Source organism: Coriobacterium glomerans PW2 (assembly GCF_000195315.1).
GTDB lineage: Bacteria > Actinomycetota > Coriobacteriia > Coriobacteriales > Coriobacteriaceae > Coriobacterium > Coriobacterium glomerans.
On record NC_015389.1, the window covers coordinates 1,557,089 to 1,572,644 of the forward strand.

At 59.1% G+C, this 15,556-nt stretch carries 12 protein-coding genes; 2 read left to right on the plus strand and 10 right to left on the minus strand.

The window, feature by feature from the left end; genetic code table 11:
- Positions 1-217: 217 nt before the first annotated feature.
- From CORGL_RS06850 to CORGL_RS06895, 10 genes are all read right to left on the minus strand, one after another.
- The gene (locus CORGL_RS06850) at positions 218-1,525 is read right to left on the minus strand and encodes a nickel pincer cofactor-dependent isomerase, group 22 (protein WP_013709181.1); all 1,308 of its coding nucleotides are present in this window, start codon (positions 1,523-1,525) and stop codon (positions 218-220) included.
- Between the two features lie 3 nt (positions 1,526-1,528).
- Positions 1,529-3,286, minus strand: a complete 1,758-nt coding sequence (locus CORGL_RS06855) for an FAD-dependent oxidoreductase (RefSeq protein WP_013709182.1) — start codon at positions 3,284-3,286, stop codon at positions 1,529-1,531.
- The gene (locus tag CORGL_RS06860) at positions 3,283-4,755 is read right to left on the minus strand and encodes an NAD(P)/FAD-dependent oxidoreductase (protein ID WP_013709183.1); all 1,473 of its coding nucleotides are present in this window, start codon (positions 4,753-4,755) and stop codon (positions 3,283-3,285) included. Before CORGL_RS06860 ends, CORGL_RS06855 begins: the two co-directional genes overlap by 4 nt.
- A 136-nt stretch (positions 4,756-4,891) precedes the next feature.
- Entirely contained in the window at positions 4,892-5,752 is an 861-nt protein-coding gene (locus CORGL_RS06865; protein WP_013709184.1) for an MBL fold metallo-hydrolase, read from the minus strand.
- 66 nt (positions 5,753-5,818) lie between these two features.
- Positions 5,819-6,700 carry a 2-hydroxy-3-oxopropionate reductase gene (gene garR / locus CORGL_RS06870; RefSeq protein ID WP_013709185.1) on the minus strand — a complete coding sequence of 294 codons (882 nt, stop codon included), beginning with the start codon at positions 6,698-6,700 and terminating at the stop codon, positions 5,819-5,821.
- A gap of 25 nt (positions 6,701-6,725) precedes the next feature.
- Positions 6,726-8,003 carry a glycerate kinase gene (locus CORGL_RS06875; protein WP_245526895.1) on the minus strand — a complete coding sequence of 426 codons (1,278 nt, stop codon included), beginning with the start codon at positions 8,001-8,003 and terminating at the stop codon, positions 6,726-6,728.
- Positions 7,981-8,892 carry a dihydrodipicolinate synthase family protein gene (locus tag CORGL_RS06880; RefSeq protein ID WP_013709187.1) on the minus strand — a complete coding sequence of 304 codons (912 nt, stop codon included), beginning with the start codon at positions 8,890-8,892 and terminating at the stop codon, positions 7,981-7,983. Before CORGL_RS06880 ends, CORGL_RS06875 begins: the two co-directional genes overlap by 23 nt.
- Before the next feature lie 94 nt (positions 8,893-8,986).
- Positions 8,987-10,315, minus strand: coding sequence for an enolase C-terminal domain-like protein (locus CORGL_RS06885; protein WP_013709188.1), 1,329 nt, complete (start codon positions 10,313-10,315; stop codon positions 8,987-8,989).
- A 92-nt stretch (positions 10,316-10,407) separates the two neighbouring features.
- Positions 10,408-11,748: an enolase C-terminal domain-like protein gene (locus CORGL_RS06890; RefSeq protein WP_013709189.1), complete on the minus strand. Its 1,341-nt coding sequence runs from the start codon at positions 11,746-11,748 to the stop codon at positions 10,408-10,410.
- Between the two features lie 118 nt (positions 11,749-11,866).
- Positions 11,867-13,213 carry an SLC13 family permease gene (locus CORGL_RS06895; protein ID WP_342610092.1) on the minus strand — a complete coding sequence of 449 codons (1,347 nt, stop codon included), beginning with the start codon at positions 13,211-13,213 and terminating at the stop codon, positions 11,867-11,869.
- 307 nt (positions 13,214-13,520) lie between these two features.
- Between CORGL_RS06895 and CORGL_RS06900 the strand changes: the two genes are divergently transcribed.
- Positions 13,521-15,044 carry a UxaA family hydrolase gene (locus tag CORGL_RS06900; RefSeq protein ID WP_013709191.1) on the plus strand — a complete coding sequence of 508 codons (1,524 nt, stop codon included), beginning with the start codon at positions 13,521-13,523 and terminating at the stop codon, positions 15,042-15,044.
- A 72-nt stretch (positions 15,045-15,116) separates the two neighbouring features.
- On the plus strand, positions 15,117-15,548 hold the full coding sequence (locus tag CORGL_RS06905) for a GNAT family N-acetyltransferase (RefSeq protein WP_013709192.1): 432 nt from the start codon (positions 15,117-15,119) through the stop codon (positions 15,546-15,548).
- Positions 15,549-15,556: the final 8 nt, after the last annotated feature.

Consider the following 15,556-nt stretch of genomic DNA (forward strand, 5'->3'; position numbering starts at 1 on the left):
ACCATGTTCGAATCTGTCCACGGGAGATCGAGTGAGTTATCGCGATCTCATATTTTAGCAAGACTGTACCGTTTAGCAAGAATTCCCTTGACGCGAGAGGCGTTTTAGAGTATATCGCTAGAGCTGAAGAATAACAGCAGGTCACAGATACCAAAGCGAACATATGTTCATGATTTTATGGTGAATCAACAGGACGAGTGCCGCTCGACACAAGCTTTCAGACCTGCATGGGCTCTATGTCACCCGACTCATCGAAGACAAGCGGGCACGGGGCATCGAGTGCTTCGAGATGCTGATAGCGCCCGGAGCGCACATCGGCGTAATAGGATTCGGACAACATGATAGCACCGATGTTCAGGCTGTTCGGAATCCTGACGACACGGGGCCTCGCGCGATCGATACCCGTGCATGTGCGAAGGCACAGCTGAATCGCCTCGCGATCATCGGCGAGGACGCATGGGATCCGAGCGGAAGACAAGACGGTGCTCGTGATGCAGTTCGGATACATCGCCTCGGGATCGATGTCATCGAAGATTCTTTGCGTGATGGCGCTCGCTAGCCCTATCCCGAGCGCGTTGCCATGGGAGGCCGCGGACAGCCTCAACATACAGGTCCGCTGGACCTCGATTCCGCCGGATGCGAACTCAGTCGAGAACGTGCCGGTGATATTGGGGTCGGTGCCCGTGCCGCTGTAGTTCTTTCCGATCTCATCGATGATGAGCACATCGCAAGATCCAACGATGAGCCGGGGCATCCGCGTAAACGCGTAGCGCAGAAGCTCGGGTTCCCGATCGAGCAGATCTTCCGGAAGAATAGCCTCGATGTGACAGGTCTCGTCGTACGCGTTCTCAATGCACGGAATCGCAAAGAGAACCGGTGCGCGTTCGAGTACCACCTTTGCCATGCTGGGAATGTTGCGCGCGATGAGGCCCATACCTTGGCTGTGGACCCGCTCTGCGCCGCGCTGCTTGCCGAGACCGACTGTGAGCATCTTGCACGGCCCGCTCTCTACGCTGCCACGGAAGGCATTATGCGGCTTCAGGCGGCACGAGACGATAATGCCATCAGACTCGTAGGCGTTGCGATCGATCGCTACGGGGACGCCGCACTCGGAGCGACCGATCTCAACGGTCTCCATGGATGAGCGGATCTCGCAGCCCATGGTCTGCTCGGTGATGCCGTATCCTGCAAGAACTGCCGCCTGTCCGGCTGGCGTCGCCCCCCCATGGCTTCCCATGGCCGCGACGATGAAAGGCGTCGCCTCGCATTCGCGCACAAAATCGACGATCGATTTCGTGATGATATCGACGTTGGCTATGCCGCGACTTCCCGCCGTGATAGCTATCTGCGAGCCGGGCAGGATCCGGCTTCTGAATGCGTCCTGCGATAACTGCGCGTGCACCACGGTGGGGATCTCGGCAGGCGCTATTCTCGTTCGATCAAACGTTTGCCGAGCATGGAACATCTTGGGGATTGCAACGCCGGCAAGAAGCCGGGACACCGTCGCGCCCTTTTTGATATGCATGACCTATCCCTTCTTCAGCTGACAGCCAGCGAGTCGCTTTGTGGCGATGACATTGCTTGCTGTTCCGCAGACGTCGGCAAGAAGGACTTCGCCGATCTCAACCGGCGCTGTGCATTTCAGCTTTGCGATCCTGGCCATCACGTCTGAGATCTTGTTCTTGGGAATCGGCTTGTCGAGACGCACGCTCACGACAGGCAGCTCCCCGCCCTCCACGCTCACCGATGTGGCGATGTTTCGAACCGGCGCGCTCACCTCTGAACTGGCGTATTGCTCACCTCGCTTGCATGAGTTGCCCGAGACGGAAACGACTCTGTTTAGGCGGACCTTGACTCTCATATCGCAGCCCGTTGGACACATGATGCAACTCAACATGCGCACCTCGTCACCCTCCGGCGACGCATCGCCTGGCTTTGCCTGCAGCGGTTCCGTGTCGGGCCCAAGCTGGTTCTCACCAGGCGCGAATGATTTCATCATGCGCCGGGACAAAGCACCCGATAGCTCCACGTGAAGCTCATGCGCTCCCTCGATCCATTCAGCGCGAACGGCGATCTGCACCATCTTTGCGGGCAGCATTTTCGCGAAATGGATTCGGTGTACGCATCCTCTTTCCGTCCGCAGAGAGAGGGTGCAGTCGCGCAGCGGCTGTCTTGCACGCACGGAGAGCGTGAAATCGCTATGTCCGCCAACGGCTTGCGGAACGGTATAGCAGATCTCCGAACCCGCGATAATCGGAATGATTCCCACGGAGTCGCGCCGTCCCCGATCGGAATGGTCCTTTTTACGAGCGTCCAGAAAGATCACCACCGCTTTTGCCAGCCGTTCGGCCTCCATGGACACGAAATCCACCAAGTCATGCACGTGTAATACATTTCCAGCTGCGAAAACGCCTTCCACGCTCGTCTGATAGGTCTCGTCGACCAGAGGCCCCCTCGTACGCGGATCCAGCCTGACCCCTGCTCCGAGTGACAGCTCGTTTTCAGGGATCAAGCCAACTGACAAGATCAGGGTATCGCAGGGGCAGATCTCCTCGGTTCCAGCGATCGGCTTGAGCCGATCGTCGACTCGGGCTATCTTCACAGCCTCCAAACGCGCGTCTCCAAGTATCTCAACAACGGTGTGGCTCAACCTCAACGAAATCCCGTAGTCATTGAGGCACTGCTCGACATTGCGCGGTAGACCGCTTGCATAGGGCAGAATCTCTAGAACAGTGCTCACGTGGGCGCCCTCCAGCGTCAAACGACGAGCCATGATCATGCCAATATCGCCGGAACCCAAAATCACGGCTTCTCTGCCGGGCATCGTATTCTGCAGGTTCACATAGGTCTGCGCCACGCCTGCGGTGTAGATGCCGGCAGGACGCGTACCCGGAATGCTGAGAGCGTGTCGGGTTCGCTCCCGGCAACCCATTGCGAGCACGATCGCATCTGCTCCATAGCGCATGACACCAGCGGTGCAGACCAGCGTTACGATCCTGTCAGCGGTGACATCTATCACCGTTGCGTCAGTGAGATAGTCGATGCCGCGATCATCGACATCGTCAATGAAACGCTGAGCGTACTCCGGGCCGCTCAGGCTCCGTTTGAACCTCGTCAGCCCAAATCCGTCATGGATGCACTGTCGCAGGATCCCACCGAGCCGATGCTCGCGCTCAACGATCAGCACATCGTTCACGCCGAGATCATGAAGCCTTACAGCAGCCGCGAGCCCCGCCGGACCGCCTCCAATGATGATCACGCCTCGTCTGGCAATCCGGTCGCTCATCGCACGCCCCCTCGCACATCTCCCGTGAACATATGCGAACCCTCATGTTGGTAGCAAACATCACGGGCATCCGCGTCGAGTTCCGATCGAATGAGCGCCGTGATCCTGCTCTCGCAGTATCCTGCTTGGCAGCGGCCCATCGTCGCACGAGTTCGGTTTTTGACACTTGCCAGCGTGTGCGCCCCAAGTGGATTATGAATAGCGGCGAGTATCTCAGCTCGGGTGACCATCTCGCATCGGCAGATGATCTCGCCATATGCGCGATCTTGCTCAACCAGAAGCCGCTGCTGTGCCAAAGTGGCATCGCAAAAACGTTTGATCCCTGCTCTTTCAGGAGAAAAAGCCGGATCCTCCTCGAGGTCCTCTACTTCACGCATCTTATCTATCGCGCGCCTTGCAAGCGGTAGGGCGCTCGTCACTCCTGGAGACTCGATGCCCACCAGATTGACAGCCTGAGGTGCTTCATCTCGACGTTCAACGACGAAGTCCAGCACTTTGCCTGTAATCGGATCGACGCGTTTCCAGCGGATGCCGGCGAATGTTCGAATGAAGAACTCCTGTTTAACGTTATCGAACATCTTTTTGCCGTCGCGCACAAGACCCGCGAGGTGCGCGCTCGAGGTTGCATAGTCCTCACGTCCCTCGGTGATATAGGAGTCCGGGCCCACGAGCACGTTGCCATCCACTGTGATGGTGGCATGAGTGGAAAAGCCGCCCTTCTCGTTCGGTGCCGGGTAGACCGGCGTGCGCAGGCCCTCGGCGGCTCGCTTGTCCAAAACATAGTACTCGCCTTTAAATCCCTTGGTGACATGCCCCGTTATCCCAAGCATCTCCGAAATGTCGGTACTGTACATCCCGGCGCAGTTTATGATCCATCGACTCTGAATGACCCCTCTGTTCGTGATCACTCGGTAGAAGCCCTCATCTGTTTGCGCGCACCAGTTGAGACCTGTGACCTTTGTGCGAAAGAGAAACCGTACGCCGTTCGCATGGGCGTTTTCTGCAAGCGCGATCGTGTATTGAATAGGATCAAGGATTCCCGACATGGGACTGTACAGTGCGAATTCACCCCTCGCTTGAGGCTCGATATCATGGAGCTGCTGCTTGTCGACCATCTTTAGGCCCTCTACACCGTTTTTCATCCCGATATCCATAAACTTGAGGATGTTCGCTCGGTCTCGATCGGTGAATCCGACAACGACTTTGCCACTGCGACGAAATGCGACATCGAGCTCTGAAGCAACGTGATCGAACTCCCGATTGCCCTCAACCGCGCAGATCGCCTTGAGCGATCCGGGGGCGTAGGTGAACCCGGCATGCAGCATGCCGGTGTTTCGGCTGGAGTTTCCGAATGCGACATCTGGCTCCTTTTCGATCACGCATGCGTCCAGTCGAAAACGCGAGAGTTCACGCGCGATCGCACATCCGATAACACCTGCACCGATAACCACGGCATCGAATCGCTCCACGAGAACCGTCTCCTTTTCGGATCGACACGATCCACGGCCGAATGTCGGGCCGCGAAGAACTGCAAATCGTTTTGCCCGCCGCGCCGCGATCGCGTTCAATGCAATAACGTGATGACAGATTCAAAAAGCCGATCTGCTATTTCAGCATCGCCGCTATGGCCGCTTCATCGTACTCGTTTACCTGTCGTACGCGCTCAGCGAGGAAGTCGCGCCAGATCGATGCGTCCAAGTAGGGCTGCTTCTCATCGGTGTAGCTGCCGGCTCGGTCAAGGATCTCGATCTGATTGGGATGGCTCGGCAGCGCGATATCAACATGCCAGGAACCGACGCGATCGAGATCGGCGATGAAGCGCTCCCGGAGCTTTGCCGTGAGCACCTTGCTCGTGGAGTAGTAGGCATCGTTCATCGTGTTGGCGCCGACGCCGCCGTGCATGCCGACGGTGTAGCGCGCTCCGTCGACAGGGTTCTCCACATCCCAGCGAAACGAGGTGCAACCGATCGTGTGACCGGGCGTGAGCGTCGTGCGGATGCTGACTGCTCCGAGCTCGACGGGATCCTCATCGTGAAACAGCGCATCGGGCTCGAAATCCCATGCATGGAATCTGGGATCGAGCGCAAGGGTCTCCTCGGGTGCGGTCCTCATGAACTCGAGATCCTCGCGCGACATATAAAGTTTGGCACCCGTGAGCTCGCGCATGAGGGCGGCACCGCCGCAATGATCGACGTGAGCGTGGGACACGAGGATCACTCGAATGTCATGAGGATCGAAACCGAGTCTGTAGATCGAGTCGACCAGCAGATGAGCGCTCTCCTGGACCCCAGTATCGATCAGCACGAGCCCAGAGCCCGTGTCGATCAGATAGCAGCCGACCCAACGCTGACCGGCCACATAGTAGGTACGCGGGGCGACCTGAAACGGATCGATGGCGATCTTCCACGGCTCGCTCGTGATCGTTTGAACAACATTTGGGATCGGCTTTGTGCACCTAAAAGGCATAGCAACCTCCCAGTTCGCGAAAAGGGCGGGCACCGACGAGGCGCCCGCCGACCTCTGAGCTCTCTGTCACTGAAGCTTCAAGTCGTTCACCATCTCGTACCATTCGGCGATACCCGAATGATCGTCGCGCTCGTGTCCGCCGGCCTTGAGCGATTGCATGATCTCCATGGCAAGCGAGGTGAACGGGGAGGCGACATTCACGCCGTGAGAGGTGTCGAGCGCGTTTTGCAGATCCTTGATGTGCAGCTCGATACGGAAGCCCGGCGTGAAATCGCCCTTGAAGATCTTCTCGGACTTCTGGTCCATGACCGTCGAGCCGGCCAGACCGCCTCGAATGGCCTCGTAAACTCGCTCGGGATCCACGCCGGCCTTTTTCGCGAGCGAGTACGCCTCGCCGAGAGCTGCGATGTTGACGGCGACGATCATCTGATTGGCGAGCTTGGTGATATTGCCGGCGCCGACGCCGCCCACGAGCGTGACCGAGGAGGCCATGGTCTTGAGCAGCTGCTCGTAACGCGCGTACACGTTCTCGTCGCCACCGACCATCACCGCGATCGTACCATCGATCGCCTTGGGTTCCCCGCCGGAAACCGGCGCATCAAGAAAATCGACGCCGATCGCCGATAGCCGCTTTGCGAAATCACGGCTCGCCAGCGGAGCGATCGAACTCATGTCAATGACGCATTTGCCCTTTGTGAGACCTTCGGCCGCTCCGCCCTCGTCGAACAGGGCGCTCTCCACGTTCGGCGAATTCTGAAGCATGGTGATGACCACCTCGGCGCGCTCACCCACCTCGCGGCCGCTTTCCGCCGCGACACCGCCGGCGGCGACGATCTCCTCGATGCTTTCCCGGTGGTGATCGTAGGCGATGACCGTATGGCCGGCCTTCTGGATGTTTTTCGCCATGGGCTTGCCCATGATTCCAAGACCGATGAAACCTACATTCATGATGTTTCCTTTCCGAAGATGTGTACTATCGAACCCGAGGCGGGATAGAGGTCCCCACCTGAGGCAACGAGAGAAGAAACGCGCGCATGGCGGTCTCGCCGGCGGCGGGCACGTCGATATCAACGCGTGCGATCGCCTCGTCAAGACCCATGGTGCGCGGCACCGTCGGGAGCACGAGATCGATCCCGGCGGCATAGACGGTTTCGATATCGTCACCGCGACCCCCCGCGATGGCGATCACGGGCTTTCCCCTGCGCTTCGCACGTGCGGCGACGCCGACCGGTGCCTTGCCGTTTGCCGATTGCGCATCGATGCGGCCCTCACCGGTGATCACGAGATCCACATCCGCCATGGCATCCTCGAGCTCGATGGCGTCGAGCACGTAATCGATACCGCGCTCGACGCGGGCATCGCAAAAGGCCATCAGGGCGGCACCCAAGCCTCCCGCCGCACCGGCACCGGGACGATCCTGCACGCGCTTGCCGACCGTGGTCTCGAGAAGCGCCGCGAACGAGCTCATCCAGCCGTCGAGTGTCTCTATCTCAGACGGTTCGATGCCCTTCTGCGGGCCATAGACCCTAAGCGCGCCGTTCTGCCCGGTGAGGGGATTGTCGACATCGGTCAGTATCGTGAACTCGGTCTCGGCGATGCGCGGATCCAGACCGCCGACATCGATCGATGCAAGCGTTCGCATCCCCTCGAGCCCGCACGGCACCGGTCTGCGAGCTGAATCGAGAAACTCGATTCCAAGCGCCTTTGCCATACCCATTCCGCCGTCACTGGTGGCGCTGCCGCCTAAACCGATCAGGATGCGCTTGCAACCTGCCTCGATCGCGTCGATGATGATTTGTCCGACCCCCCACGACGACGCGCTCAGGGCGTTTCTCGGAGTCTGCTCTATGAGCGTGATGCCACTCGTCTCGGCCATCTCTACGATCGCGGTGGACTCCTCGACGATGCCATAGCGCGCCTCGACGGTCTCGCCGAGCGGCCCGCGAGCGCAGACGCGCCTGAGCTTGCCCCCTCGCGCCGATACGATTGCCTCCACGGTGCCCTCTCCACCATCCGCGATGGGGAATTTGAGAATCCGCGCGGAAGGGACGATCCGCCGGATACCCTGCTCTATGAGGCTCTCCACCCTGCTGCTCGACGCGGACCCCTTGAAGGAGTCAACGGCCAGCAGCACAGAACAGTCGCGCATGTCGATCCGCGCCTCCTTCTCCGTTGTCTGTTCGGGACTCGAGCTCATTCGTCGATCCTTGTCCTCATGCAACATCTTCTCACTTGAGATATCCCGCCTCACGCATCGTCCTTTTCATATGCTCGAGCGCCGGACCGGTCGTGGCCTCAGTCGGCGGGATCACAGAACCCACATCCATGCCCATGAGCCGAGCCATATCCTTGGTCGCCGCCGGAAAACTCGCCGCATCCTGCGACAGACGGATGGGGTTGAGCGTGAACTGATCCTCGAGAGCGCCGGAAAGGTCGCCCGCGACGAACTTATCGTAGATGCCGCAGACGAGTTCGGGATACATGTTCGCGGTCGAACAGACCGAACCCGCGGCTCCGGCGCTGAGGCTGAGATAGACGATCGTGTCCTTGCCGGCGAACACCCGAAAGCCGATGTCACGGTTTTGGCGAATGAGCTCTTGCAGATCTGTGATGTTGCCGCTGGAGTCCTTGATGCCGACGATCGAGTCGATCTCATGTGCAAGACGGGTGATAACGGGAATCGGCACAGCGTAGCCTGCACGCCCCGGATTGTTGTAGATAAACATCGCCGTGTCGGGAACCGCATGGGCGATCGCGCTGAAATGATGATAGAGAGCTTCTGCCGTCGGCACGATGAACATGGGCTGAAGCACAGAGATCGCGTCGATATCGAGATCGGACGCTCGACGAGCCAAGGCTGAGGCCCGGCTCGTTCTGATGTGCCCGATGCCGAACATGACAGGCACGCGGCCCGCGGCCTGATCTATGATCCAACGCGTCGCCTCGATCATCTCATCGTCTTCAAACATATAGAATTCCGAGTTCGAGCCGAAAGCGAGGATGCCGTCGACCCCGTGCTCGATCACATAGTCGGTCTGGGCGCGCAGCCGTCGCTCATCGATGGCTCCGCTGTCGTCTACCGGGGTCAGAATGGGAACGAAGATTCCCTTGAATGCAGCTTTATCGATCTTGTTGGACATATCCTCTCCTTCAATCGCTTGCGATGTCACGACATGATCTCGTTGCACCTCGAGCGCAGCTTGCTCAGAGCAACGATACCAGTCGCAATTCAGCTCAGCGCACGAGCGCCGGACGCTTCGGGTCGAATTCCCAACCGGGGATCAGATACTGCATGGCGGCGGCATCGTCGCGGGTGCCGCAGTCATGCTCGACGTAGAGCCGATGCGCCGCATCGAGCTTCGCACGATCTATCTCGATGCCCAGACCGGGTACATCGCGCGGAACACTCAGGCGGCCATCCTGAAAGACCGGTGCCGTCTCTCCCAGATGCTGGCCGTCCTGCCAGATGTAGTGGGTGTCGCAGGCGTTGTAGAAGCCCGGTGCCGCCGCCGCGGCATGCGCGACCATCATCAGCGAGATGTCGAAGTGGTTGTTCGAGTGCACGCCCCACGTGAGATCCATGTCGTGACAGAGCTGTGCGACGCGCACGCAACCCTGCATCGTCCAGAAGTGAGGGTCCGCCAGCGGAATCGAAACCGAATCGAGCCGGATCGCCGCCTTCATCTCGCGCCAGTCCGTGGCGATCATGTTCGTCGCCGTCGGCAGCCCCGTGAGACGGTGAAACTCCGCCATCGTCTCGCGGCCGGAGAAGCGGCCCTCGGCACCGCAGGGGTCCTCGCAGTACGTGAGGATGCCGACCATGTCACGACAGATCTCGACCGCCTCGGCGAGCGACCAGGCGCCGTTCGGATCGAGATCGATGCGCGCATCGGGGAAGGCGTGCTTGATCCCGCGGATCGCCTCCATCTCCTCCGCACCGGCGAACACGCCGCCCTTGAGCTTGAAGTCGTGGAAGCCGTAGCGCTCCCGGACGGCCCGAGCCTGCTCGACGATGGCCTCGGGCGTGAGCGCGGGCTCGCGGCGGATGCGACCCCACGCGTCGGAATCGTCGTCGCCGTGGATATAGGGCAGATCGGTCTTGGTGCGATCGCCGACGTAGAACAGATAGCCCAAAAAGCGCACCGAGTCGCGCTGCTGACCGTCGCCGAGCAGGGCCGCCACGGGCACCTCGAGATGCTTGCCCAGGATGTCGAGCAGCGCGGTCTCCACCGCCGTCTGCACGTGTACGGTCGTACGCAAATCGAACGTCTGACCACCGCGGCCGCCGGCATCGAGCTTCGCGTAGCGCTCATGAATCGAGCGGACGATGTTTTTGTACTCGCCCACGGCTTTTCCAACGACGAGATCGCTGCATTCGTTGAGCACCTCGGTGATCTTCTTGGATCCTGGAACCTCCGAGATGCCCTCGATGCCCTCGGAATCGGTCATGATGACGATGTTGCGCGTGAAGTATGGCCCGTGCGCTCCGGAGAGGTTGAGCAGCATGCTGTCGTAACCGGCAACGGGGTAGACTTCCATCTTCTCGATCGTGGGAACTGACATGTCCATTCCTTCCTGTAGGGCCTTTGAGGCCGGCTTCCAAAACACATCTTCGGGCACCGGTTTCAAAGGAACCGGCTTGTGCTGCAAAAAAGCTATCGAACGAGTGCGGGCCGATGCGGATCGTACTCCCATCCCGGGATGATGGACTGCATGCCCGCTGCATCATCGCGCGTGCCGCAATCATGCTCGACATAGAGTCGGTGCGCCGCCTCCAGCTTCGCGCGATCGATCTCCACACCCAGACCGGGCGCATCGCGCGGTACGCTCAGGCAGCCGTCACGAAAGACCGGCGGCTCCTGTCCCAGATGCTGTCCATCCTGCCACATGTAGTGCGTGTCGCAGGCGTTGTAGAAGCCCGGAGCCGCTGCGGCGGCCTGAGCGACCATGTGAAGCGAGATGTCGAAATGATTGTTCGAGTGCACGCCCCAGGTGAGGTCCATGTCATGGCAGAGCTGGGCGACGCGCACACAGCCGCGCATCGTCCAGAAGTGCGGGTCGGCAAGGGGTATCGTGACGGAATCGAGACGAATGGCGGCCTTCATCTCGCGCCAATCCGTGTCGATCATGTTCGTCGCGGTCGCAAGACCGGAGAGCCGATGGAACTCCGCCATCGTCTCTCGACCGGAGAAGCGGCCCTCGGCACCGCAGGGATCTTCGCAGTACGTGAGCGTGCCGACCATATCGCGACACAGCTCAAGAGACTCAGCGAGCGACCAGGCCCCGTTGGGATCGATCGTGATGCGGGCATCGGGGAAGCTCCTCTTGAGAGCCCGTATTGCCTCCATCTCCTCGGCACCGGAGAACACGCCGCCTTTGAGCTTGAAGTCGTGGAATCCAAAACGCTCCTGAGCGGCCTTTGCCTGATGCACGATGGCCTCCGCTGTGAGCGCCGGCTCGCGGCGGATGCGACCCCACTCGTCCGAATCGTCATCGTCGTGGATGTAGGGCATGCCTGTTTTCGTGCGATCACCCACATAGAACAGGTAGCCCAAAAAGCGCACCGAATCGCGCTGCTGGCCGTCGCCGAGCAGAGCGGCCACCGGAACCTCGAGGTGCTTGGCCATGATATCGAGCAGCGGGGTCTCGACTCCGGTGAGGACGTTGGTGACCTTTTTAAAGATCTGCGCGTGAGCTGTCTCGGTACCGCCTGCGGGGGCAGCAGTGACCTGGGCGGAAAGCATCTTGGCGCACGTCATCACGATATCGTTGCACTGGCTCCACGGTCTTCCCTCGACCAGCGGTATGCAACTCTCGAGACGGCGCGTGATCACCTCTCCCCCGGGGACCTCGCCGACGCCGATGACACCGTCGCTATCGGTCATGACCACGATATTGCGCGTGAAGAACGGTTCATGCGCGCCCGCCAGATTAAGCAACATGCTGTCATAGCCTGCGACGGGAATGACTTCCATCCTCTTGATCACCTGTACCATATAACTCTTCCTTTCTCCGCGAACCGCTTTGGCACGTATGATCCGATGACCGCTCCGCACGTGCAAGGTATTTCAATCGGGATACTCTTCACATGCCCCGCGCTTGACCGATCTCGGCTTAGGGCATGAAGATGCCGGTGACCACTCCGAAGATCACCACCGCGATATTGATCGCCCAGAGCTTGAAGAACGTGAACCTGATGTGCTGGTCTATCGTGATGCCGGTCAGATCTGTGGCGATGTAGAGCTGCGGCTGCGCTATGACCGAGATCATGGATCCGAAGTTCATGAATAGTGTGACGATCACGGTCTCAGCCGGTACACCATATTGGATGGAAAAGGCTGACACGAGGGGCATGAGCGCGTAGAACCACGTGTCATTCGTGAACAGAAGCATGAGGGGGGTGGAGAACAACGCGACGATGATGTAGAGCCATGGACCCAACGCGGGCGGGACCACGCCCATCATTGCATTGACCATCGCATCGAGCATGCCGCTCTCCTGCATGACTCCTACGACGACACCGGAGAGCAGCACCGCGGGCGCAACAGGGAAAAGCTCGGCGGCATATTTCTTGAGCAGTTTGCTTTGCTGTCCGAGATCACGAAAATTGATCGCGAGGGCGATCACGAGGCCGAGCGCGAAGACGTAGTACTGCGGCACGCTTTGGAAGGCGATGAGACAGAAGATCATCAGAGCCGTAAGAAGCAGATTGACCCAGAACAGGTTATGGCGCGTGAGCTCCGTATCTTGGAACTGATCCAGCAGATCCTCGTGCGAGATCGCGATTTCTTCGAGTTGATGCTTCCGTGCGCGAATACCGATGAAGGCGGTGATGCCCACAAGCAGCACGAACATGAATATCTGAATGGGAACGAGCTTCAGAAAAATCGCCGTCGAGGCATTGGCGACATCCGGAATGAGTGTCGCAGCACGAAGAATCTTGGGATTCCACGGCGTATTGCACATGAATAATATAGCAATCGCAATGGCAAATGGAAGCACGCGCTTATCGACCTTGAAGCGCTCATACAGAGGCAGCATCAAAGGGACGGTTATAAGAAACACAGACGTGATCGAACCATCGAGCTCGATGATGCACGCTACGACGACCGTTAGAACGCAGACAACCGGCGCAGAGATCGGCACGCGTTTCATTATGGCCTTGACAATGTCATCAAATAAGCCCGTATCAGCCATAAGCATGAAGTATGGGAGAGAAAACAACATCATCAACGTGATGTCGGATGTCATACCGATTCCGGTCTTTATCCAAGCTCCGATACTCGAGACGCCCTCAATGGACAACGGATTTCCGCCGCTGATCACGAGCGCGATGATGCCCGCGATCAAAGGAATAGTCGTGAACGCCAAAAGCGTACTGACCCATTTTTTGAGCAGTACGATCGTGACGATGATCATCGTCGCGAAGCCAAGTACAGCAAGACAAGTGTTCATTCGCATCTCCAATCAAACGCCGAAGCGCGAAGGCATAGACGCCCTCACGCAGCTGATCCGGCAGCCCGAATGCCGTCAGAAAACGAAGATTCCTCCCGTTCGCCTTGCTTAACACAATGAGCGCTCGCAAGCATGGTGGTAAGGTTCCATAGCACAATGAACAACCAAAAGCGGCTGGATAGATTGGTACGCGAACCATGTATGACAGTTGAGCGTGGGCCTATGATGTGCGCAAGGCAATGAGAGACTCTGCTCGCTCGCATTGTTCGCGTGCCGGGCATGCAGACACCGGACCGAAAGGAGCGCTTGAACCATGGATGAATCAAAATACGTCAAGGTCAACAAGAGAGATAACGTTGCCATCGCCCTCAACGACATTCCAAAGGGGACTCAGCTCGCGCCGGGTGTCATCGCCAGGCATGATATACCGCAGGCTCATAAGATCACACTTGAGCCGATCGCCGAGAACGGAGCCGTCATCCGCTATGGCGTCACACTCGGCTACGTGAAGCGCGACACGCCTGCCGGCAGCTGGATCAACGAGGACTCCCTCGTGCTGCCCGTTCCACCCGCGCTCGACGAGATGGAGTGGGGCTGCGACATCGCAACCGATCTGCCCGAGCCCGTCGCATCCACATGGGAGGGCTATCCGGCCGCCGATGACGGCTTCGCCGGCACGCGCAACATTCTCGCGATCCATACGACGGTCCAGTGCGTCACCGGCGTCGTCAACGTTGCCGTCGATCGCATTCGACGAGAGCTTCTGCCGAGCTATCCCCACGTCGACGACGTGGTACCGATAAATCATGCCTATGGTTGCGGTGTCGCGATCAACGCTCCGGAGGCCAAGGTTCCCATACGCGCGCTGCGCAATCTGCTTCGGCATCCCAACTTCGGCGGGCAGACGATGATCGTGGGCCTCGGTTGCGAGAAGCTGACCGTGGAGATGCTCCTCGCCGACCAGCCCGAACTCAACTGCGCGGACAACGTGATCATCCTTCAGGAGCATCGCGGTTTCGAGGCCATGATCGAAGCGATACTCTCGATGGCCCGCCAAAAGCTGGAGAGACTCGAGAGGCGTCGACGCGAATCCCTGCCGATATCTAAATTGCTCGTGGGCCTGCAATGCGGCGGATCCGATGCATTCTCCGGTGTATCGGCGAACCCGAGCGCGGGCTATGCTGCCGATATGCTCGTAGCCGCGGGCGGCACCGTGTTGTTCTCCGAGGTCACTGAGGTTCGCGATGGTGTCTACCTGCTCGCGAGACGTTGCGTGAGCAAAAGCGTCGCGGATCGGCTCGCCGAGGAGATGCGCTGGTACGATACCTACCTTGAATTGGGCGGCGTAGATCGCAGCGCGAATCCGACTCCCGGAAACAAGAAAGGCGGGCTGTCTAACATAGTTGAGAAGGCAATGGGATCCATCGCCAAGAGCGGCACCTCACCGATCGTAGAGGTCCTCTCCCCCGCCGAGCGCCCGCGAGAACACGGACTCATCTATGCCGCGACCCCAGCGAGCGATATCGTGTGCGGTCCCTGCCAGCTTGCAAGCGGCATCGGAGTGCAAGTGTTCATGACCGGACGCGGCACACCCTACGGTTTGGCTGCCGCACCTGTTCTGAAGCTCTGCTCGCGCAATGAGATGAAGGAGCAGTGGTTCGACATCATCGATATCAACGCGGGCCCGGTCGCTACGGGCGAGAAAACCATAGCGGAGATGGGTACCATGGTGTTCAGGAAGATCATCGAGGTTGCAAGCGGTCGCGACCAGCCCTATTCCGAGCGTTACGGCCTGCATAACGACCTGTGCATATTCAATCCCGCGCCGATCACGTAGCGCGCCGACGCCGCAGCAATCGCAATCTCGAACGAGAGGCAAGACCCAGCCCACAAGCACGAAGGAGAACTCATGATCAGAGATGCACAATCATCCGACCTCGCAGCTGTGTTCAACCTTGTCAGCGCATCCAGCGATTTCAATCTTCAGCAGTCGATGTTCGCCAGAACCTATGTCGATCAGCTGAGCCAGGAGCGCCACAAACTCGGCGTTTACGAACAAGATGGCGAGGTCATCGGGTTCGTCGGCATGCTGTGCACCTGGCAGCTCCATCTGGGTACGCGCATCGGCGAGATCAAGGAACTCGTTGTCGACAAGAGCCATTGCAACGCCGACGTTCGCGATCAGCTGCTCGCTTGGGCGCAGCAGCGCGCCTGCGCTGCCGGCTGCGAGTGCATCGCGGTGACAAGCCGCCTCAGTCATACGGCAAGTCACGAATTCTATTTGAACCAGGGTTTCACGGAGACGCACTATCGCTTTGAGAAGAATCTCAAGAACTCCTGACAGCCACC